Raw genomic sequence first — 21,623 nt, 5'->3', positions numbered from 1 at the left:
CCCTCGAAACCATCGCAGGCAAGCCCGTCACAGAACCCTGAAAGCGGTCAAAATAACAAGCTAGAATTTACTTTAAGTACAGGTATTTAATCTAATTAAAACAAGTAGATACCCTATACACATAATGTAAATTCGAGATCATGCCGCTTCCCGATCACGCGCTATGGCCTGCGCTGCCGACAACATCGCCCGCAGCAACACCGCACACCCATCGGCGAGGTCTTGCGGTGCGGCATTCTCGATTTCGTTGTGGCTGATCCCGCCTTCGCATGGTACGAATATCATCCCGGCCGGCCCCAGTTCTGCCAGGAAGATCGCGTCATGCCCGGCACCGCTGACGATGTCCATGTGTGACAGGCCCAACCCCTGGGCGGCATTACGCACCGCCTCCACACAACGTTCATGGAAGTACAGGGGCGGGAAGTCGGCGGTCGGCGTCAGGGTGTAGCTCAGGCCATGCTGACGACAGGTGTCAGTGATCACATCCTTGACCTGCGCGATCATCGACGCCAGGCGCTCGGGCTCCAGGTGACGGAAGTCCAGGGTCATGCGCACTTCGCCAGGAATGACGTTGCGCGATCCCGGGTAGGCCTGCAGGCACCCTACGGTGCCACAGGCATGCGGCTGGTGCTCCAGTGCCACGCGGTTAACGGCGGCCACCACAGCGCTTGCCCCCACCAGCGCATCCTTGCGCAGGTGCATGGGTGTCGGCCCGGCGTGGGCCTCGACCCCGCGCAGGTTAAGGTCAAACCACTTCTGGCCAAGGGCACCGAGCACCACGCCAATGGTCTTTTGCTGGTCTTCAAGTATCGGCCCCTGTTCGATATGCGCTTCAAAATAGGCGCCCACCGGGTGCCCGGTCACCGCACGCGATCCTGCGTAGCCGATGGCATTGAGTGCTTCGCCGACAGTGATGCCCTCGGCATCGGTCTTGGCCAGGGTTTCCTCAAGGGTGAACTTTTCGGCAAAGACGCCCGAACCCATCATGCACGGAGCAAAACGCGAGCCCTCCTCGTTGGTCCAGACCACCACCTCCAGTGGCGCTTCGGTCTCCACCTTCAGGTCATTGAGGGTGCGCAACACCTCAAGGCCCGCCATCACCCCGAAGCAACCATCGAACTTGCCGCCCGTAGGCTGCGTGTCGATATGGCTACCGGTCATCACCGGCGGCAGTGTCGGGTTGCGCCCTGGACGACGGGCAAAGATGTTGCCCACCGCATCCACCGTCACCGTACAACCGGCAGCCTGCGCCCACGTCACGAACAGGTCACGGGCCTGGCGGTCCAGGTCAGTCAGTGCCAGACGGCAAACGCCACCTTTGGCGGTGGCACCAAGCTGCGCCAGCTCCATCAGTGAACGCCAGAGTCGACCTCCGTCGACGTGGTGGAGGGTAGATTGCAGAACGTCCTGAGCTGTTTGCATGTGCATCTCCTGCATCAGTCAACGGGCCTCCACGGGCCTGAGGGTTTAAACGCTGGCTTTGACGCTCGCAGCGCGGTAAGCCTTGAAGCTGCCAAGCATGTAGTAGATCAGCCCACCCAAGGCCGAACCGGTAAACCAGCCGTAATCATAGAACCAACTGAACGCCGTGCTGCCTAGCGACAACAGGGTCAGGGCCACCGGCACACCGAAGGCGACGAAACCGGCCAGGTTCCAGGCGGGATACACGTCGTCGCGGTAGAGGCCAGCCAGGTCCAGGGTCTGCCGACGAATCAGGAAATAGTCCACCACCATGATTCCGGCAATCGGCCCCAGCAGGCTGGAGTACCCCAGCAGCCAGTTGGAATAGACCGACTCCAGGCTTACCTCAGAGACGATCAGGCCGAGCTTTTTCAGCAACTCATGGGCCATCAGCAACAGCCCGACCACGCCGGTCAGCATGACGGCACTGGTACGGCCGATCCATTTTGGCGCCAGGTTCTGGAAGTCGTTGGTCGGCGAAACAATGTTTGCAGCCGTGTTGGTCGACAGCGTGGCGATGATGATCAGGGCCATCGCCAAGGCAACCCACAGCGGGTTCTGGATGTGCCCGATCAGGCTGACCGGGTCAGACACCGTTTCCCCTACCAGCGATGCCGATGCGGCCGTCAGTACAACCCCCAGGGCGGCGAAGAGGAACATGGTCAGCGGCAAACCGATGATCTGCCCGACGATCTGGTCCTTCTGGCTTTTCGCGTAGCGGCTGAAGTCAGGGATGTTCAGCGACAAGGTGGCCCAGAAACCGACCATGGCTGTCAGTCCGGCGAGAAAGTAACCGGTCACGCTCGCGCCTTCCGGGCGTTTCGGCGGTTGCGCCATCAGTTCGCTGATGGAAACGTTCGGCAAGGCCCAGAACAGCAACCCAGCCCCCACCAGCACCAGCAATGGAGCCGAGAGGGTTTCCAGCCATTTGATCGACTCGGCACCGCGCAACACCACCCATAGGTTCAAGGTCCAGAACAGCAGAAAGCCGATAACCTCACCGGTGCCGCCCAAGGCTTTCCATTCGGGCGAGATCGCGCCAAAAAACAGGTGGATAGCCAGGCCGCCGAACATCGTCTGGATGCCAAACCAGCCACACGCCACCAAGGCACGGATCAGGCACGGCACGTTGGAGCCGATGATGCCGAATGAAGAGCGCAACAACACCGGAAAAGGGATGCCGTATTTGGTCCCGGGAAAGGCATTGAGTGTCAGTGGTACCAGCACCACGACGTTTGCCAGCAGGATCGCCAGCAACGCCTCCCCAACCGTCAGACCGAAGTAGGCGGTCAACACACCGCCCAGTGTGTAGGTTGGCACGCAGATCGACATGCCGACCCACAGCGCAGTGATATGCCATTTGTTCCAGGTGCGCTCGTGGACTTTGGTCGGCGCAATATCGTGGTTGTACCGGGGGCTCTCGAGAACATCACTGCCGGCGTCGAGCTCGAACAAGCCGTCGCGTTCGCTCACTTGCGATTTGATCTGCTGCATGGCCGCTCCACTGTTGTTCTGATTGTCTGCACATCGTGACGATGGCTGGAGTTCTTGCACTTGCATTGAACAATCGCGGCTCCGGCCAACGCACAGCGGCGGCAAACAATAAGCGTGCCGAAACAGGCGACGGCGGCTGCGATTGTGTTGAAACCGGCGTACAACGCCGCTTTCCCGGCACCGACAGCACCGATGGACGCACCCCGGCGGCGACTGGGTTCACGGTCACCTGACGCAGGTACGCCCCTGGGGAACCAAAGGGGTGCAGGGAATATTTTTGGGTGATTGCCATAGGCCCGCACCTGTCCCGGTCAAACCGCTGATTTCCCATGAGAAATCTTGACCATTTCGGCTTTCTGTCAAGTGCGTCAATTTGGTGAGCGCCTGCACCAATTTGTTGATTTTGTTTTTTTATCCTTAAAAATCAGTAGCTTGAATTAGGAATAAGCTTATTAGAAATATTCTTGCCCAATCGAAAAAGCACAACTAGATTCAATTTCTGACAGCAGTGGCAGGATTCTGCCAGCAGCGTCCCGTGGCACAAAACGTAGAACCGGAACACCGGTCAAGCCTGTGAGGAGCTTCGCTATGACGTTGTTGATCCGTGGCGCCACCCTGATTACCCATGAAGAGCGATACAGGGCTGATGTGCTCTGCGCCGACGGCCTGATCAAGGCCATTGGCGACAACCTCGAGGTCCCCACTGGCTGCGAGGTACTCGACGGCAGCGGCCAGTACCTGATGCCGGGCGGCATCGACCCGCACACCCACATGCAATTGCCCTTCATGGGCACCGTGGCCAGCGAGGACTTTTTCAGCGGCACCGCCGCTGGCCTCGCCGGTGGCACCACGTCAATCATCGATTTCGTCATTCCCAACCCGCAGCAGTCGCTGCTCGAAGCCTTCCACCAGTGGCGTGGCTGGGCCGAGAAGTCCGCCGCCGACTACGGCTTCCATGTCGCAATCACCTGGTGGAGCGAACAGGTACGGGAGGAAATGGGCGAACTGGTTCAACAGCACGGTGTGAACAGTTTCAAGCACTTCATGGCCTACAAGAACGCGATCATGGCCGCCGACGATACCCTGGTAGCCAGTTTCGAGCGCTGCCTGGAACTGGGCGCGGTGCCTACCGTACATGCCGAGAATGGCGAACTGGTCTACCACCTGCAACGCAAGCTTCTGGCCCAGGGCCTCACCGGCCCCGAGGCGCATCCCTTGTCGCGGCCATCGCAGGTCGAAGGTGAGGCGGCCAGCCGCGCGATCCGTATCGCCGAAACCCTCGGTACGCCGTTGTACCTGGTGCATGTCTCGACCCGCGAGGCACTCGACGAAATCAGCTACGCCCGGGCCAAGGGCCAGCCAGTGTACGGCGAGGTCCTGGCCGGGCACCTGCTGCTGGATGACAGTGTCTACCGCCACCCGGACTGGCAGACGGCCGCCGGCTACGTAATGAGCCCACCGTTCCGCCCAATCGGCCACCAACAGGCGCTGTGGCAAGGCCTGCAATCAGGCAACCTGCACACCACCGCCACCGACCATTGCTGCTTCTGCGCCGAGCAGAAAGCCGCCGGGCGCAACGATTTCAGCAAGATCCCCAATGGCACGGCCGGCATTGAAGACCGCATGGCCGTGCTTTGGGATGAAGGGGTCAACAGCGGCAAACTGTCGGTGCACGACTTCGTCGCCCTGACCTCGACCAACACCGCGAAGATCTTCAACCTCTTCCCGCGCAAGGGTGCCCTGCGCGTCGGCGCCGATGCCGACCTGGTGCTCTGGGACCCGGAGGGCACGCGGACCATTTCGGCCAAGACCCATCACCAGAACGTCGACTTCAACATTTTCGAAGGCAAGACCGTGCGCGGCATACCCAGCCACACCATCAGCCAAGGCCGCGTGGTCTGGGCCAACGGTGACTTGCGCGCCGAGCGCGGTGCCGGGCGCTACCTCGAACGGCCCGCCTACCCTGCGGTATTCGACCTGTTGAGCAAGCGTGCCGAATTGCATAAGCCGAGCGCCGTGAAACGCTGAAAGCAAGGCCGTGACGCTGCTCCACAGGTCGTAGTGACTCTAACAATCAGAACAGAGGCCACCACCGTGATCGACTCCTTGAATCACCTCCCCCGCCCCGGCGTCGATAACGCCACCCTGGCCGAGCGCTTCAGCGACCTGGCGCCGCCGCTCAATGCCCGCCAGGCTGCGCTGGAAAGCGCACGCTGCCTGTATTGCTACGATGCGCCGTGCGTCAACGCCTGCCCCAGCGAAATCGACATCCCCGCCTTTATCCGCAACATTCATCAGGACAACCTCCAGGGCGCGGCCGAGAAAATTCTCTCGGCCAACATCCTCGGTGGCAGCTGCGCGCGGGTCTGCCCGACTGAGGTGCTGTGCGAGCAAGCCTGCGTGCGCAACCATCATCAGGAATGCGCACCCGTGCTGATCGGCGCGCTGCAGCGCTACGCCCTGGACCACGCTGACTTCGACGCCCACCCTTTCCAGCGCGCGCCCGTTACCGGCAAGCGCGTCGCGGTGGTCGGTGCCGGCCCGGCCGGGTTGGCCTGTGCCCATCGGCTGGCCTGGCATGGCCACGACGTGGTGATCTTCGAGGCACGGCCCAAGGCCGGAGGGCTGAACGAGTACGGGATCGCCAAGTACAAGCTGGTCGACGACTTCGCCCAGCGCGAACTGGCGTTCGTGCTGCAGATTGGCGGCATTGAAATACGCCATGGTCAGGTACTGGGCGACAACCTGAGCCTGTCGGATCTGCGCCAACAGTTCGATGCGGTGTTCCTTGGCCTTGGCCTGAACGCCAGCCGTCAACTCGGCCTGGCCAACGAAAACGCGCCGGGGTTGCTCGCCGCCACCGACTACATCTGCGAACTACGCCAGGCCGACGACCTGAGCCAACTGCCAGTGGCCGAGCGCTGCATCGTGCTCGGTGCCGGCAATACCGCCATCGACATGGCCGTGCAGATGGCCCGCCTGGGTGCTCGTGAGGTCAACCTGGTGTACCGCCGTGGCTACCCGGACATGGGCGCAACGGCACATGAACAGGACATCGCCAAGGCCAATCAGGTGCGTCTGCTGACCTGGGCACAACCCGACGAAGTCCTGCTGGATGAACAGGGTCGGGTGCGCGGCATGCGCTTTGCTCGTACCCACCTGGACGAAGGTCGCCTGCAGCCTACCGGGGAAACCTTCGAACTGGCCGCCGATGCCATCTTCAAGGCCATCGGCCAGACCTTCGATGAACACGCCCTGAACGACGCCAGCGGGCAACTCCTGGCCCGCGACGGCGACCGCATTCGCGTCGATGAACAGATGCGCACCAGTCTCCCCGGTGTGTATGCCGGTGGTGACTGTACCCAACTCGGGCAGGACCTCACCGTCCAGGCCGTGCAGCACGGAAAGCTGGCAGCCCAGGCCATTCATGCCCAACTGATGAACCACGTGGAGGCCGCATAAATGGCAGACCTGTCGATCGAATTCGCGGGCATCAAAGCGCCTAACCCTTTCTGGCTGGCCTCCGCCCCGCCCACCGACAAGGCCTACAACGTGGTCCGTGCGTTTGAGGCCGGCTGGGGTGGCGTGGTCTGGAAGACCCTTGGCGAAGACCCGGCTGCGGTCAACGTGTCCTCACGTTACTCGGCGCACTATGGCGCCAACCGCGAGGTTATCGGGATCAACAACATCGAGTTGATTACCGACCGCTCACTGGACATCAACTTGCGCGAAATCACCCAGGTCAAAAAGGACTGGCCCGACCGCGCCCTGATCGTGTCGTTGATGGTGCCCTGTGTCGAGGCATCCTGGAAAGCCATCCTGCCGCTGGTGGAAGCCACCGGCGCTGACGGTATCGAGCTCAACTTCGGTTGCCCCCACGGCATGCCTGAGCGTGGCATGGGGGCGGCAGTCGGCCAGGTGCCGGAGTACGTCGAGCAGGTTACCCGCTGGTGCAAGACTTACAGCAAGCTGCCAGTGATCGTCAAACTCACGCCGAACATCACCGATATCCGCCAGTCGGCACGTGCGGCCTACCGTGGCGGCGCTGACGCGGTGTCATTGATCAACACCATCAACTCCATCACCAGTGTCGACCTGGAGCGCATGGTCGCCCTGCCCATTGTCGGGAATCAGAGTACCCATGGCGGTTACTGCGGTTCGGCGGTGAAACCGATTGCCCTGAACATGGTTGCCGAAATCGCCCGAGACCCGGCCACCCAGGGCCTGCCGATCAGCGGCATCGGTGGTATCGGCAGTTGGCGCGATGCGGCCGAGTTCATCGCGCTGGGCTGTGGTTCGGTACAGGTCTGCACCGCCGCCATGCTGCACGGCTTTCGAATCGTCGAAGCGATGAAGGACGGCCTTTCACGCTGGATGGACAGCCAGGGTTATCACACGTTGCAGGATTTCAGCGGGCGGGCCGTCGGCCACACCACCGACTGGAAGTACCTGGACATCAACTACCAGGTCATCGCCAGGATCGACCAACAGGCCTGCATCGGCTGCGGTCGCTGCCATATCGCTTGCGAAGACACCTCGCACCAGGCCATCGCCAGCCTGAAACAGCCCGATGGCAGTCACCGCTACGAGGTGATCGACGCCGAATGCGTAGGCTGCAACCTGTGCCAGATCACCTGCCCGGTGCAGGGTTGTATCGAGATGGTCGCGCAGGATAACGGCAAACCCTTCCTCGATTGGCAGCATGACCCGCGTAACCCCTATCACGTAGCACCTTGAGGGGCTTCTCAGCGACCAGGGGCCAGCCGCAGCCGCGGCTGGCCGTCACTCATGTTAACCGGCGCAGCCCCAGCGACCCCGTTAAAATAAAACTGCGGCCCGTAATGGCAGCTGGATTATCCTGCTGCGTAACAGGGACCGTAAGCCGATTCAGGAGTGATCATGTTGTACCGTCTGGGCGCCGATGGTTTGGTGCTGTTTCATCTGCTGTTCATTCTTTTTGTGCTCTTTGGCGGACTGCTGGTGCTCAAGTGGCGCCCGCTGATCTGGTGCCACGTGCCGGCCATTGCCTGGGGCGCAGCGGTCGAAGGCTTTCATTTGACCTGCCCGCTGACCGCCTGGGAAAACACCTTGCGCCAGGCCGCCGGCAGTTCGGGCTACAGCGGCGGGTTTATTGAGCACTATGTCTGGCCGTTGATCTACCCGGCCGGGCTGACCGCCTCGATCCAGATCGTACTGTGTGCCGTGGTGCTGCTGGTCAACGGCCTGGTCTACTGGTGGGTATTGACCCACTGGCGTACTACCCGGCGAGTACGCAACAGCTACTGAGCCACTCTACTGCGAAACAACCTTGGCCGGCGCGCTGTAGCGGTAGGTGGTCACCACGCACACCAACAGTGCAGCCCCGGCCAGCAGACCACCGACGACGCCGATGTGAGCCACACCCACGTGGCTGATCACCACGCTACCGAGCAAGGCTCCACCACCGATACCGATGTTGTAGATCGCCGAATGCAGCGACATCGCCACGTCGGTGGCATCCGGCGCCAGGTTCAGCACTTTGGCCTGCATCACCAGCCCGAAACACATGATGGCCACACCCCACAGTACGCACAGCGCGCCCAGCGCCAATACCCCACCGGAGAGGGGCAACAACAGCGCCAGGCACAGCGCCAGTGCAGCGATTGAGGCCATCAGCAAACCGCGAGGGAAGCGGTTGTTGTAGCGGCTGAACAGCAACGAACCGAACAACCCCGCACCACCGAACAGCAATAACAGCAAGGTGGTCACCTCGCCGCTCATGGCCGCCACGACGTCGACAAACGGCTCGATGTAACTGTAAGCGGTAAACTGGGCGGTAATCACCATTGCGGTCAGCACATAGAGCGACACCAGCGCCGGCCGCTTGAACAGCACCGGCAGGCTTCGCAGCGAGCCGGAATTCTGGCTGGGCAGCAACGGCAAGGACTTGGCCAGGCACAGCATGGTTAACCCGGACACCCCGGCAATCGCCATGAAGGTCATCCGCCAACCCAGCGCCTCGCCCACCACCCGCCCGAGCGGAATGCCCAACACCATCGCCAGTGTTGTGCCGGTCGCCAGCAGGCCGAGTGCCTGCACCTGCTTGCCCGGCGGCGCCACGCGCACGGCCAGCGAGGCGGTGATCGACCAGAACACAGCGTGCGCCAACGCAATACCGATGCGGCTGAGCAGCAACATGCCAAAGCTCCAGGCCATGCTGGACAGCACATGGCTGGCAATGAACAGGACAAACAGCAGAACCAGCAGCTTGCGCCGCTCGATATTGCGCGTAAGCAGCATCATCGGCAGCGAGGTCAACGATACGACCCAGGCATAGACCGTCAGCATCAGGCCGACCTGAGCGGTCGACAGTTCAAAGCTCGCGCCGATGGCGCTCAGCAGGCCGACCGGAACGAACTCGGTGGTGTTGAAAATAAAAGCCGCCAGGGCCAGCGCAATCACGCTCAACCAACTACCGGCACGCGTATCCGTGGGTGTATTTGTCAAAAGATGGGCAACGCTCTGGGAGCACACCGCCTACAGGGGCCGCTGCCGGGCTGGTCTAGAACCAACCCGGTACCTGTACGGGCACTCGAAACTCAAATTCATACGCAAAAGACCTGCGCAGGCTATCGCCACCCAAGGGCGCAGCCCTGGGTAAAGCGAGCAGTCAACAGATCATTATGAGTATGGAGGGTGCGGCCTGATGCCCGGGATTCTACGCCGCCCCCCTGCGCTGAACAACACGGCCGTCGGCAGCGCCATGGAACGCGGGCCCCAGGCCTCCGCGAACACAGGTGATAACTGCGGGCCGACAACGCAACTTACCGCCTTCTCAATGGTCGAACAGTCGCTAGAATCCACCGCCCTTATTGCCGATCAGCCTTGGTTCCAGACCCCTCATGCCAGCCGCTTCCTTGCGTACACTGGGCCGTTCGATGGCCCTGAGCATTACCCTGTGCAGCCCCCTGCTCGCCTCTGGCGCCACCACACAATGCCCCACCGGCCAGTACCAGGTGTGCATGGGCAGCTGCTTCTGCGCGCCGGTCAGCCAAACAGAGATCGGTACCGTCTTTGCGCAAGTCGGCCAAATTGCGGCTACCGGCCTTGCCGGATGGATCAAGCAGTCGCGCAATTCAGCCGCTGCGGGTGATGTTCAGCCGATTCCGCTGAACATCCGTGTGCAACTTGAACCCTACTACGACTTCCAGGTCCTCGACAGCGCCCGCTACAAGGTCGGCGATACCCAGGAGCTGAACGCCGCCAATGCCATGCTGCAAAACCCCGACGTGAATGCCGTGACCTTGATGGACATCATCGTCTTCCGCCATGAGCAGGACGCCCTGAACAACGTCGCCCTATGGGCCCATGAGCTCAAGCATGTGCAGCAGTACCAGCAATGGGGCGTCGATGACTTTGCCGCTCGCTACACCCGTGATTACGACGCGGTGGAAGCGCCGGCCTACAAGATCCAGGCCGATGTCGCCAAGGCGCTCGGCAAACACGGCTCCTAGCCAGCACGGGGCGCGAGCCGAACGGATCACCGTCACTACGGTGCGGAACTATACTTAAAGCCTCCCCCCAGATGTAACGGCCGGAGGTCACCGACCTGGTCGGTGCCTGCGTTGATAGTGGTCTTCTGAAAGGAGTACACACCATGGACGAGGCCAAACTGAATGACTTCATGGGCAAGCTGGTGACCGACATGGGAGCCGCTGCAATGCTTGCCAACGTAATTCTTGGCGAAGAGCTGGGCCTGTATCGGGCCATGGCCGACAGCCAACCCACCACCCCTGAAGCGCTGGCCAGCAAAACCGGTTGCAATGCCCGGTTGCTGCGCGAATGGTTGAGTGCTCAAGCGGCGTCAGGCTACATGGAGTATGCCGAGGGCCAGTTCCGCCTGCCTGAAGAGCAGGCCATGGCCCTGGCGATAGAGGACTCGCCGGTGTACGTCGCCGGTGGCGCCGTGGTGATTTCAGCGTTGTTCCACGACAAGGACAAGCTGGTAAAAGCCATGCGTGGCAACGGTGCCCTGCCATGGGGCGAGCACCACGCCTGCATGTTCAGCGGCACCGAGCGCTTCTTCAGGCCCGGCTACCGTGCGCACCTGGTCGCGGAGTGGCTGCCCGCGCTGGACGGCGTCGTCGAAAAATTGCGTGCAGGCGCCAAGGTGGCCGATGTCGGCTGCGGGCATGGCGCCTCGACCGTGATCATGGCCCAGGCCTTCCCGGCGTCGCGGTTTACCGGCTTTGACTACCACGCACCGTCCATTGCCACGGCAACACAGCGCGCGGTGGAAGGCGGTGTAGAGGATCGCGTGCAGTTCATACAGGCCAGCGCCAAGGACTATCCCGGTGCGGACTACGACCTGATCTGCTACTTCGACTGCCTGCATGACATGGGCGACCCCGTGGGGGCTGCCCGGCATGCCCGGGCAACACTGAAACCGGACGGCACCGTGTTGCTGGTCGAGCCCTACGCCAACGACACCCTGGAAGAGAACAGCAACCCGGTGGGCCGGCTGTTCTACGCCGCCTCGACCTTTATCTGCACGCCCAACTCCTTGTCCCAGGAGGTCGGCCTGGGCCTGGGTGCGCAGGCCGGAGAGGCACGCTTGCGCAAGGTGTTCAACGAGGCGGGATTCAGCCGGTTCCGCCGCGCAACGGAAACCCCCTTCAACCTGATCCTGGAAGCCCGTGTGTAAGGGCTGCGAACGCAGAGCGGTAGTAGTCGGCATTGCTGGCGATCGGTGTATCGCCGGCAATGCTGCCGCTTACACGGGAGACAGTCCAGATGACGTGCTCGATTTTTCGGATAGAGATGTCGCAGCGCTAGGAATGGTCCTACATTGGTTTTCATAGGCATTTGTTAGCGTCCCAACCTTCATCGCTATGCGCACTCAGGGCTGCGGCTTGGCCATGAGGGCCGCTAACGTACAAGGACGACAAACAGATGCTGGTTAACACCTACACCGTCAAAGCCGGCGACACGCTGGTGCTCATCGCCCAGCAGAATGGGTCTAGCGTGCCAGAGGTACTGGCGCTCAACCCCATCATCAAGGATCCCGATGTGATCAAGGTGGGCTGGCAACTGAACCTGCCTGCTACGCCTTCGCGTCCGCGGTTGCCCCCGCGCATGCACGCGGACAGCCAGACCTGCCTTTCCATTAAAGGCCGAACCGAATGCCAGGAAGAACTGGTCGATGTGGTTCATGTGACAGGCTCGCCGCACCTGTGCGTGTTGACCGCCCCGCAGGCCAAGGCCCTGAAACAGGAAGTCGCCTTCGTTCGTGAACTGATGGACGAACTGCACGAAACGCTGGCAGCCGCCCAGCCTGTCAGCCACTGCGCCCGCATCGAAGTGCCTTATGCCGCGTGCAGTTGCACCCGTTGCGTCAAAGAGGACTGGACGCTCAAGGCCGAAGCCGCAGGCGTGCTCACCCGTGAGGCGCCGGTCGAACCTGCTGAGCCGAGCACACCAGCGCCGACGACCGAGGAAGATTTGTCCGGGCAACTCTATACGCTGCAGGAAGCCCGCGACTGGTACCAACGCTATAAGCCCAGCCTGTTCTCGGGCAACCGCCGCGAAAGCAACTGGGAACAACTGCAGCAACGGAAAGTGCAGGATATCGACGCGCAAATCACCGAACTGCGCACGCAGTTGGCTGCCCAGCGCAAGGGCGAAGCCGAAGCCAGCAGCACCCGCTCCACGGCGGCCATGCCCGACCTCAAACACGGCAAAGGCCGTGAGCGCAGAACAGAACAAGGGCATCAGCAGCGCACCGGTATTCATGTGGTGGAATTGATCCTGTTCAGCGACCCTAGCCGTCGCCACTACATCCGCACGTCGTTCCACCAGCGCATCGACTGGAAAGGGCATGTCAGTACACGGATTCTGGCTGGTAAACCCTTCAACAAGCAGTTGGCCGGTGAACTGATCAAGGATATTCAGTCGGCGATCAGCACCGCCCGCAAATCAGGGCCACTGGGTAGCCTGGAGGCCAAGCTGGCCTCGTGGAGCAGTGACAAGGACAACCTGCTCAATACCTTGCACCAGGAAGTCTCCTGGACTTCCAACGCCACCGACGCGGCCCGCTACGCCGTCTCGGCCGACGCCCAGGCCTTGCGCTTCGCCGCCAGCGCCAGTGCCGGCATCAACAGCTGGAACCCGGCGCAGGGGCTGATCGATGTCGGGGTCAAGGGCACGGCCGAATTTTCCCTGGCCGACGCCGCGGTGTCCTTCAACAGCTACTTCCCCAGCCAGGGCGGCTACCTGGCCAGCATCACCTACCGCAACGGCGAGGGTAAGACCGTGCGCCACCCCCTGGGCGTGTTCCGCCTGAGTGGCCGGCTGGAGCTGAGTTGCTTTGTGGGCACCCAATTACAGGGGGAAGCGGCAACAAAGACACAGTACAAACCCCGCGAACAGCCCGCGGGCGCAACGGCCTTGCTCGGCACGCCAACCCTGGACGTCGGCAAAAGCGGCTACATCGGGGTCAAAGGCACTGCGTTTGCCGGCGCCCAAACCGGAGGCGCCTTGACCGGCAGCTTTCAATGGATCGAACCCGACCTGCAAGGCACAGGCAACATCGAGCCCGGGCAGGCGAATGCCAACAGCAACTGGGTGAATCTGGCGCAGATCAAAGCGGAGGGGAACTTTGCCGCAGGCATTGGCGCCAGTGGTGAGTTTGGGATCGAGATTGCCGAAAGGCGTGTGGCTATCCGCTGCAGTGGCTCGCTGGTACTGGGACCAGGGGCAGGAGGCGGTTTCACTACCGTAGTTGATGTGGAACTGGTCGGAAAACTGGTCCTGCTGTTTTGCAAAGCATTGGCAGAGGTGGATTACCGGTATTTGCTGGGGGTGACTGACGAAGCATTCAGTTACTTGGTAGCAGGGCTATTTAAGGTCGCTAGTCACCCTATAGATGAGAGCCAGAGAATACTTCATGAAAGCTTGTATGAAATGGCTGCTTGGTGGAATAAAAGAAATGCGACCAAGCTGGAAGCAGAACGGCTGACAGACCACTTACTTAAGTATCACGCTGTATGGATAGGTGGGCAACGTATTCCCCTGAGTCTGCTACCGCCCGAGACAATGGGTCCCATGGTCCACCTGTTGTCAGAGAGCTTGGTTTGGAGCTTTAACGAGCGTCGGGAGCGTGCATTGATTATGCTGCTTTCAGCTGTGCGCACTTGGCGACAGTTTATCGAGGTGTTGGAACACTGCGATCCCAAAGCCCAAAAGGTAAATGCCATGGAGAGTCTGGCACGAATCAACTCGCTACTCGATGCCCGCGAGCAACGCTTCTTCAATCGCTTTATTGATGGGCTAGCCGTCAGTCCGAAAGCCGGACGCAGTGAGGAGCGCATGGCCTGGTCGCCGAGCTCTTTTAGCACCAAGCAGGACATTCTATTGGCTGCGCAACGCAGCGGCAGGTTCACAGGGCTAGCGTAAGCACTGAAAGTGACAAGGGCGGATGATTACGCCCTTGTCTGCTACTTACTCAGAGTGGCTGATCGGACTGTATGGAGCAGCGGAAGCCAAAACCGGGCAAGTATCGGCTTTTTACAGGCTCATCAGCCCAGCGCCGAACCGTACTCGCAGAAAGTAGCGGCCCTTCGGCATAGGTTGAGCCTCTATGTACACGCAGTGTTCCCGTTTCTGGGCCGGTTGGATTTTCCACCGGGGAGTGATGATAGTAATCCGCACCATACCAGTCATTAACCCAGTCAACGGCGTTGCCAGAGAGGTTATAAATACCCAGGGGGTTGGGTACAAAACGGTCTACAGCAAAGGTGCGCGTTTCATTGGGGTGAGGAAAATTTCGCCCATAGTCCAAACCACCGTTATCGGTAGCAAAAAAAACATACTGACCACGGTTGCGAGCAGCATATTCCCACTGTGCTTCGCTGGGTAAATCGACTGGGTAACCACTCAGCTTGCCCAGCCAATTGCAGTAATCCTTGGCTTCATCCCAGCTTTTGGGCGGTGCAGGATTATTGGGTGTGTACAGGAACTGTATGTCCTCACGCTTACGATCTTCTGCGTCATACAGCGGCTTGCCTTGAGCAATAAAAAACAGATCGAAATCGCGTATCGTGGTCTGGAATTTTGAAAGATAGTAGCTGCTCAGCTTTACCGGATGAACAAAGTCGTCATTGTTACGAAAGCTGATCGGGCACAACCGCTCTGGCTCAACCCCACACGGCCATTCGCACATATTGCTGGGGTCATAGTCACACTTCCAGCCAAAATCCCCCATCTGAAACTCGCCGCCTTCGACAAACACCATATTGTCCAGCGACTGCACCACGGTATTGAGCAGTTGGGTGCGTATGTCGGTGGACAGCTTCGGGTAGGTCTGGTCGATGGTCGTCGCGATCTGCGCGACTTTTTCTGCAGAGAGTTTTTCGCTCTTGGGCAATGGCAGGGATTGGGCCTGGCAGCCGGTCAGCAGCAGAACCGCAGCGGGAAACAGCAAGCGAACAGTGGGCAGGCAGAGCACAGCAGTATCCCCATGGGTCGATAGCCCGAAAAGCTTGGACGCTAGCAGATCCACCTGCCGGCTGGCTGTAGGACCGTTCTGAAATCAACAACTCGACCCGTATCAACCCACGCGACGCGCATAACGTTGTGCCAAGACCGCGCAAACCATCAACTGGATCTGGTGAAAGATCATCAGCGGCAGGATTACCGCGCCAATGCCACCCCCGGCAAACAAAACCTGAGCCATTGGCACACCGGTGGCCATGCTTTTCTTTGAGCCGGCAAAGAGGATGGTGATGCGATCCTCCAGGTTGAAGCCCAGCCAACGGCCCAATGCCTGGGTGCACCACAGCACTACGGCCAGCAGTACGCAACACGCCACCGTCAGGCCCAACAGTCGTGAGAACGCGACGGACTGCCAGAGCCCGCTGACCACCGCATCGCTGAAGGCGGTATAGACCACCAGCAAAATCGAGCCCTGGTCCACGCTTTTCAGCCACGCAGCGTTACGCATGACCCAGGCGCCAATCCAGCGTCGGGCCAGTTGCCCGGCCACGAAGGGCACCAGCAGTTGCAGAACAATCTTCAACAGCGCATCGAGGCTGGAAGCCCCCTCGCCCTCCACCCCCATCAACAGCACCACCAGCACAGGCGTCAGTACGATACCCAGCAAGCTCGATGCGGCGGCGCTGCAGATTGCCGCCGGAATATTGCCACGGGCCAGTGCGGTAAAGGCGATGGCCGACTGCACCGTCGCAGGCAAAGCACAGAGGTACAGCACGCCCAGGTACAGCTCATCGCCAACCAGTGGCAGGAACAGCGGTTTGAGTGCCAGCCCCAGCAGCGGGAACATCACGAAGGTGCACCCAAACACCAGCAGGTGCAGACGCCAGTGCCCTGCCCCGGCCACGACCGCCGCGCGGGAAAGCTTGGCCCCGTGCAGAAAGAACAGCAGGGCGATTGCCAGGTTGGTCAACACACCAAACACCAAGGCACCCTGCCCTTCGCATGGCAACAGCGTGGCGACGAGGATCACTGCGAGCAGCGCAAGGGTGAAATTATCGAACAACACACGTAACGACTTCATCGGGCGTCCTGGCAAATGAGGTTAGGCTTGAAGCTTGCCGGGCGAGACGATACGGTCTGTGGCCCATTACGACTAACGCCAGAACGCTGCCAGTGTCGCCAAACGGACAACACGCAATACGCCCCACACAACGCCTCGCCGCGCTCAAGCGGCTGCCGCGTCCGGTGTACGGCCATGCACACGCATTACCCAACATTGCGCTCGGCTACGCCCATCGCCACCCGTGGGCGCAGTTGTCCCATGCCATCAGTGGCGTGTTGGAAGTGCATACCGAACACGCGTTCTACGTCGTACCGCCACACCGCGCGGTATGGATACCCGCCAATACCGTGCATCGGGTGACCTGCACGTCGGGCACCTGTATTCGCAGCCTGTACCTGGACCAGGCTGCCAACTGCAGGCGTACCACCGACTGCCGCGTACTGGGCATCAACCCGCTGCTACGCGAACTGATCTCCACCTTCAGCGCCCTACCGGTGGACTACGAACAACACGGCGCCGATGGTCGTCTGGTGCAGGTATTGCTGGATCAACTCGCCAGCGCGCCTGAGCAAGACATGCGTTTACCGCTGCCCGGCGATAAACGACTGCGTGGTTTGTGCCAGCGCTTGCAGGAGCACCCCGACGATGCAACAGGGCTCGCGACCTGGGCTTTCCAGCTGGGCGTTTCGGAGAAAACCCTCAGCCGAGTGTTCCGACGCGAGACGGGCCTGACCTTTCGTGCCTGGCGTCAGCGGCTGCGTATGCTGAGTGCGCTACCGGCACTGGAGCGTGGCGACCGCGTGACCGATGTGGCGCTGGCGTGCGGTTACGAGTCGTTGTCAGCATTCATTGCGGCTTTCGGTCAGCAGTTCGGCAGATCACCCGGCGAGTGGCTGCGAGGCAACACCAAGGCCGTGGCAGTACCCTGAGCTAGCCACCTAAACGCCACTCGCCCACAGGTCGATATTGGCCTCTATGGGACTCGAACAACGTGAAATGGCCGGCATTCAAATGAAAGTCCGGCGGCGCACTGCTTTCCGGGACGGCAGTACGGTAGTCGCGCATCAGTGTCAGGTGCGGCCGGAAATCCTTGGGCAACTCAGTGAAGCCCAACGGCAACATGGCTTCCCGCAGGGCATAGACCAGTTGACGCAGCAGCAGCGGCGTCTGCACGGAAGTCAGCAAGAGCACACGGGACTGACGCCACACCTCCAGGCGATCAAGTGGCACTGTCAAGTGCTGGCCTGCTCGCGCAACAGTCGCAGCCGCCGCACAGAGGGCAGGAACCTGCGTTACCGCAACGGCACCAAGAAATAACAACGTGACGTGGAAATTGTCGACCGGCACCGGGCGCCCGCTGTCCACGTGGAGAGCACCGCGCCATTGAGCAATGGCTCGACGTTGTGCCTGCGCACAAGGCAAGGCGAAAAACAGGCGCTTGACGGGTTCACCCGGCTCACGCGATTCGTTGCGCATACACGCCTCCCTCTCGGCAGAGCCCTGTGACTGGCTAGAAAAGCAGAACACCTGCGCGTGCAATACCCCTTTAAAGCCTACGCCTAAAGCTCAATTTACGAGTCAAAACCTTTCGGATTCAATACCAGTGGCCCACGCAGATGCTTGCTGCTGCGCGTGGCCAGCACATGGCACGGGTGTGACTCACCACATGACTGCCTGGTGCAGCCAGGCACCTCACCCCAAAATACTTGTACATAAAATTACTTATGTACAAGTATTTGGTGCACAATGGTACGACAGTATCAAATTGCCTTCTGCGACTCTCACGCTACGCTTCTCTCTGGAACTCCCGGCATGTTCACACGTAAATCCACCCTTCTGAAAAACGCCCTGGATGCCTGCCAGCAGCGCCTGGCCGAGCGGAACGCCGAACACGAGGCCCTGCGCGGGTCGATGGCAATCATCGAATTCAGCACTAGCGGTGAAATTCTCGATGCGAACCCGTTGTTCCTCACCCTGATGGGGTACTCCCTGAGCGCCCTCATGGGCCGCCATCACCGCCTGTTCTGCACCAACGAGTATGCCAACAGCCCGCAATACGCGGCACTCTGGCGCCGCCTGCAACAAGGCGAGCCTGTCAGTGGTGAGTTCCAGCGCCTGTCGAGCACGGGGCGAGCGGTCTGGCTGGAGGCCACTTATCTGCCGGTTCGCGGCGCCAATGGCCAGGTTGAAAAAGTCATCAAAGTGGCCTCCGACATCACCGAAGGTACGCTGCGCAACCAGATGCACGCCAGCGTAATGGATGCGGTGAATCGCTCGATGGCAGTGATCGAGTTCGACCTGCAGGGCAAGGTGGTGAACGCCAACGATAACTTCCTGAAGACCATGGGATACCGCCTGGAAGAGATTCGTGGCAAACACCACAGCACCTTCTGCCTGCCCAGTGAAGTGCACGGCGCCGCCTATAAAGATTTCTGGCTGGGCTTGTGCCGAGGTGAACCGCGTTCGGGGCTGTTCCAGCGCGTAGCCAGGCAAGGCCGACACGTCTGGCTGCAGGCTACCTATAACCCGCTCTATGACGTCGACGGCAAGTTGTACGGGGTCATGAAACTGGCGAGCGACATCACCGAGAGAATCGAGCAGCGCCGGTCCGAGTCACAGGCGGCGATGCTGGCCTTCGAAACCTCGCGTGAAACCAATGAACACGCCAGTCAGGGGACGGCCGTGGTTGCTCAGGCGGTCAGCCGGGTACAGGACATTGCCGAGGAGCTTCGGGAGGCCGCCGACAGCATCAATGCCCTGAGCCAGCTGTCCGAAGAAATTGGCAGCATTGTTGGCGCCATTCGCGCCATTGCCGAGCAAACCAACCTGTTGGCGCTCAATGCAGCCATCGAAGCGGCACGTGCCGGTGAACAAGGCCGCGGTTTTGCAGTGGTGGCCGACGAAGTACGCAACCTGGCGACACGCACCAGTACCTCCACCCTTGAAATCGGCGAGGTGGTAGCGCGCAGTCAGGCGCTTGCCCAGCAAGCAGTCAAAAGCATGCACGACAGCACCCTCAAGGCTGAACAAGGCCTGGCACTCGCAGAGGAAGCAGGCGCTGCCATGCAGGCGATTCACGTGGGTGCCAAACAGGTGGTCGAGGCCATTGGCCGCTTCTCGGATATCCTCGAGAGCAATCAGGGGGCGAAGGGTACCCTGCCCTGAATCAGCCAACCTGACTGAAATGTAATCACCTGCCCGATTGCGCTGTGGCATCGTAATGTCCATAGCGCCTGGCATCCGCAAAAATGCCTCCCGCCCTGAGATAACACGTTCTCTCCAATCGAGAGATTCTGACTGACGGGACACCACAGGCATGTCTTCCACGACCTCCAGACGCACCTTTGTCAAAGCCCTGGCCGCAGGCGGATTGCTGGCAGGCTGCGGCCTGTGGCGCACGCCAGTATGGGCGATTGCCAGCCCTGGCCAGCCGAATGTACTGACCGGCAACGACTTCGATCTGGCCATTGGTGAAATGGGCGTTAACTTCACCGGTACGCCACGTACCGCCATGACGATCAATGGCAGCCTGCCAGGGCCGCTACTGCGCTGGCGTGAAGGTGATACGGTCGCCCTGCGAGTCAGGAACCGTCTGAAAGAAAACACCTCGATTCATTGGCACGGAATCATCCTGCCGGTGAACATGGACGGCGTACCCGGCCTGAGCTTCCACGGTATCGAGCCGGGTGGTGTGTATGTGTACCAGTTCAAGGTCAAACAGAACGGCACCTACTGGTACCACAGCCATTCCGGGTTTCAGGAGCAGGTTGGTGTCTATGGGCCTCTGGTCATAGACGCGAAGGAACCCGAGCCATTCAGCTACGACCGCGACTATGTGGTGATGTTGTCGGACTGGACAGACGAAAACCCGACGCACGTCATGAAAAAGCTGAAGAAGCAGTCTGACTACTACAACTACCACAAGCGTACCGTCGGTGACTTTATTGATGATGTCGGCAAGAACGGCTGGGCCGCCACTGTAGCCGATCGAAAGATGTGGGCACAGATGAAGATGAACCCCACCGATCTTGCCGACATCAGTGCGGCCACCTACACCTACCTGCTCAATGGTCACGCTCCCGACGCTAACTGGACCGGCCTGTTCAAACCAGGTGAGCGGCTACGGCTGCGGATTATCAACGGCTCGGCCATGAGCTACTTCGACCTGCGCATTCCCGGCCTGAAAATGACCGTCGTCGCAGCAGACGGCCAATACGTCACGCCGGTAAGTGTCGATGAGTTACGTATTGCCGTGGCCGAAACCTATGACGTGCTCGTCGAACCGACCCTGGAGGCCTATACCCTCTTTGCCCAATCAATGGACCGCACCGGCTTTGCCAGGGGCACACTCGCCGTACGCGAAGGGCTGAGTGCTCCTGTGCCAACGCTTGACCCACGGCCGCAGATCAGCATGAGCGACATGGGCATGGGCGGTATGGACCATGGGAGCATGGACCATGGCGATATGACCAACATGGACCAAGGGGCTATGCAGAGCATGGACGGCCTGCAAACCATGGATGGCATGCAGAGCATGGACCATGGCCAGCCAGGCACAACGCCTGAGCACAGCATGCATGACATGAGCGCGATGAGTGGAATGGAGCGCCACCCAGCCTCTGAAACCGATAATCCACTGGTAGACATGCAAACCATGGCCCCGGCCCCCAAGCTCAGTGATCCCGGCATGGGCCTGAGAAACAATGGCCGACGCGTACTGACCTACGCTGACCTAAAGAGCACCTTCCAGGACCCCGATGGCCGCGAACCGAGCCGCACGATCACCTTGCACCTGACCGGCCACATGGAGAAGTTCTCGTGGTCGTTCGACGGCATCAAGTTCGCCGATGCCGGGCCGATTCGGCTCAAGTACGGGGAGCGAATCCGTATTGTCCTGGTCAACGACACCATGATGACGCACCCGATACACCTGCACGGCATGTGGAGCGATCTGGAAGATGAAAACGGCAATTTCATGGTTCGCAAACATACGATAGACATGCCACCCGGCACCAAGCGCAGTTACCGCGTCACCGCCGATGCACTGGGTCGATGGGCCTATCACTGCCATCTCATGTACCACATGGAAATGGGCATGTTCCGCGAAGTACGGGTAGATGAGTAGGAGAATGGC

Annotated in this window: 16 protein-coding genes; 10 read left to right on the top strand and 6 right to left on the bottom strand. The window is 60.5% G+C overall.

What is annotated here, in order from left to right; all coding sequences use genetic code 11:
* Positions 1-138: 138 nt before the first annotated feature.
* Both AB7M23_RS17480 and AB7M23_RS17475 read right to left on the bottom strand, forming a co-directional pair.
* Positions 139-1,422: a Zn-dependent hydrolase gene (locus tag AB7M23_RS17480; RefSeq protein ID WP_409277107.1), complete on the bottom strand. Its 1,284-nt coding sequence runs from the start codon at positions 1,420-1,422 to the stop codon at positions 139-141.
* A 45-nt stretch (positions 1,423-1,467) separates the two neighbouring features.
* Complete coding sequence (locus tag AB7M23_RS17475; protein WP_454241498.1) at positions 1,468-2,955, bottom strand: NCS1 family nucleobase:cation symporter-1; 1,488 nt, start codon at positions 2,953-2,955, stop codon at positions 1,468-1,470.
* 588 nt (positions 2,956-3,543) lie between these two features.
* Between AB7M23_RS17475 and hydA the strand changes: the two genes are divergently transcribed.
* From hydA to AB7M23_RS17455, 4 genes are all read left to right on the top strand, one after another.
* Entirely contained in the window at positions 3,544-4,983 is a 1,440-nt protein-coding gene (gene hydA, locus AB7M23_RS17470) for a dihydropyrimidinase (protein WP_330522644.1), read from the top strand.
* A gap of 66 nt (positions 4,984-5,049) precedes the next feature.
* Positions 5,050-6,417: an NAD(P)-dependent oxidoreductase gene (locus tag AB7M23_RS17465; RefSeq protein ID WP_454241497.1), complete on the top strand. Its 1,368-nt coding sequence runs from the start codon at positions 5,050-5,052 to the stop codon at positions 6,415-6,417.
* Positions 6,418-7,692 (top strand): NAD-dependent dihydropyrimidine dehydrogenase subunit PreA, encoded by a 1,275-nt coding sequence (gene preA / locus AB7M23_RS17460; protein WP_454241496.1) that lies wholly within the window; start codon positions 6,418-6,420, stop codon positions 7,690-7,692. It begins immediately after the preceding gene.
* Between the two features lie 162 nt (positions 7,693-7,854).
* The gene (locus AB7M23_RS17455; RefSeq protein ID WP_454241495.1) at positions 7,855-8,241 is read left to right on the top strand and encodes a DUF2784 domain-containing protein; all 387 of its coding nucleotides are present in this window, start codon (positions 7,855-7,857) and stop codon (positions 8,239-8,241) included.
* A 6-nt stretch (positions 8,242-8,247) separates the two neighbouring features.
* Here the strand turns inward: AB7M23_RS17455 and AB7M23_RS17450 are convergent, their stop codons facing one another.
* The gene (locus AB7M23_RS17450; protein ID WP_065761935.1) at positions 8,248-9,441 is read right to left on the bottom strand and encodes a sugar transporter; all 1,194 of its coding nucleotides are present in this window, start codon (positions 9,439-9,441) and stop codon (positions 8,248-8,250) included.
* Between the two features lie 395 nt (positions 9,442-9,836).
* Between AB7M23_RS17450 and AB7M23_RS17445 the strand changes: the two genes are divergently transcribed.
* The 3 genes from AB7M23_RS17445 (at position 9,837) to AB7M23_RS17435 (ending at position 14,388) form a co-directional block, all read left to right on the top strand.
* On the top strand, positions 9,837-10,448 hold the full coding sequence (locus AB7M23_RS17445; RefSeq protein ID WP_083199920.1) for an eCIS core domain-containing protein: 612 nt from the start codon (positions 9,837-9,839) through the stop codon (positions 10,446-10,448).
* Positions 10,449-10,591: 143 nt separating this feature from the next.
* Positions 10,592-11,638, top strand: coding sequence for a class I SAM-dependent methyltransferase (locus AB7M23_RS17440; RefSeq protein WP_099774708.1), 1,047 nt, complete (start codon positions 10,592-10,594; stop codon positions 11,636-11,638).
* Positions 11,639-11,886: 248 nt separating this feature from the next.
* The gene (locus tag AB7M23_RS17435) at positions 11,887-14,388 is read left to right on the top strand and encodes a LysM peptidoglycan-binding domain-containing protein (RefSeq protein WP_454241494.1); all 2,502 of its coding nucleotides are present in this window, start codon (positions 11,887-11,889) and stop codon (positions 14,386-14,388) included.
* Between the two features lie 49 nt (positions 14,389-14,437).
* On the opposite strand, the gene AB7M23_RS17430 is transcribed toward AB7M23_RS17435, so the two are convergent.
* Positions 14,438-15,439: a formylglycine-generating enzyme family protein gene (locus AB7M23_RS17430; RefSeq protein ID WP_454241493.1), complete on the bottom strand. Its 1,002-nt coding sequence runs from the start codon at positions 15,437-15,439 to the stop codon at positions 14,438-14,440.
* A 102-nt stretch (positions 15,440-15,541) separates the two neighbouring features.
* Complete coding sequence (locus tag AB7M23_RS17425; protein WP_454241492.1) at positions 15,542-16,507, bottom strand: bile acid:sodium symporter family protein; 966 nt, start codon at positions 16,505-16,507, stop codon at positions 15,542-15,544.
* A 92-nt stretch (positions 16,508-16,599) separates the two neighbouring features.
* On the opposite strand from AB7M23_RS17425, the gene AB7M23_RS17420 reads away from it, so the two are divergent.
* Positions 16,600-17,418, top strand: coding sequence for an AraC family transcriptional regulator (locus AB7M23_RS17420; RefSeq protein ID WP_454241491.1), 819 nt, complete (start codon positions 16,600-16,602; stop codon positions 17,416-17,418).
* Position 17,419: 1 nt separating this feature from the next.
* Here AB7M23_RS17420 and thpR read toward each other — a convergent pair whose 3' ends face one another.
* Positions 17,420-17,965, bottom strand: coding sequence for an RNA 2',3'-cyclic phosphodiesterase (thpR, locus tag AB7M23_RS17415; RefSeq protein ID WP_454241490.1), 546 nt, complete (start codon positions 17,963-17,965; stop codon positions 17,420-17,422).
* 336 nt (positions 17,966-18,301) lie between these two features.
* On the opposite strand from thpR, the gene AB7M23_RS17410 reads away from it, so the two are divergent.
* Positions 18,302-19,654 (top strand): methyl-accepting chemotaxis protein, encoded by a 1,353-nt coding sequence (locus tag AB7M23_RS17410; RefSeq protein ID WP_454241489.1) that lies wholly within the window; start codon positions 18,302-18,304, stop codon positions 19,652-19,654.
* A 151-nt stretch (positions 19,655-19,805) separates the two neighbouring features.
* The gene (locus AB7M23_RS17405; RefSeq protein ID WP_454241488.1) at positions 19,806-21,614 is read left to right on the top strand and encodes a copper resistance system multicopper oxidase; all 1,809 of its coding nucleotides are present in this window, start codon (positions 19,806-19,808) and stop codon (positions 21,612-21,614) included.
* Positions 21,615-21,623: the final 9 nt, after the last annotated feature.

The organism is Pseudomonas sp. HLS-6 TE3448, from assembly GCF_053629555.1.
Note: the sequence above shows the minus strand (reverse complement) of the source record. Positions and strands in the feature narration are given on the sequence as shown.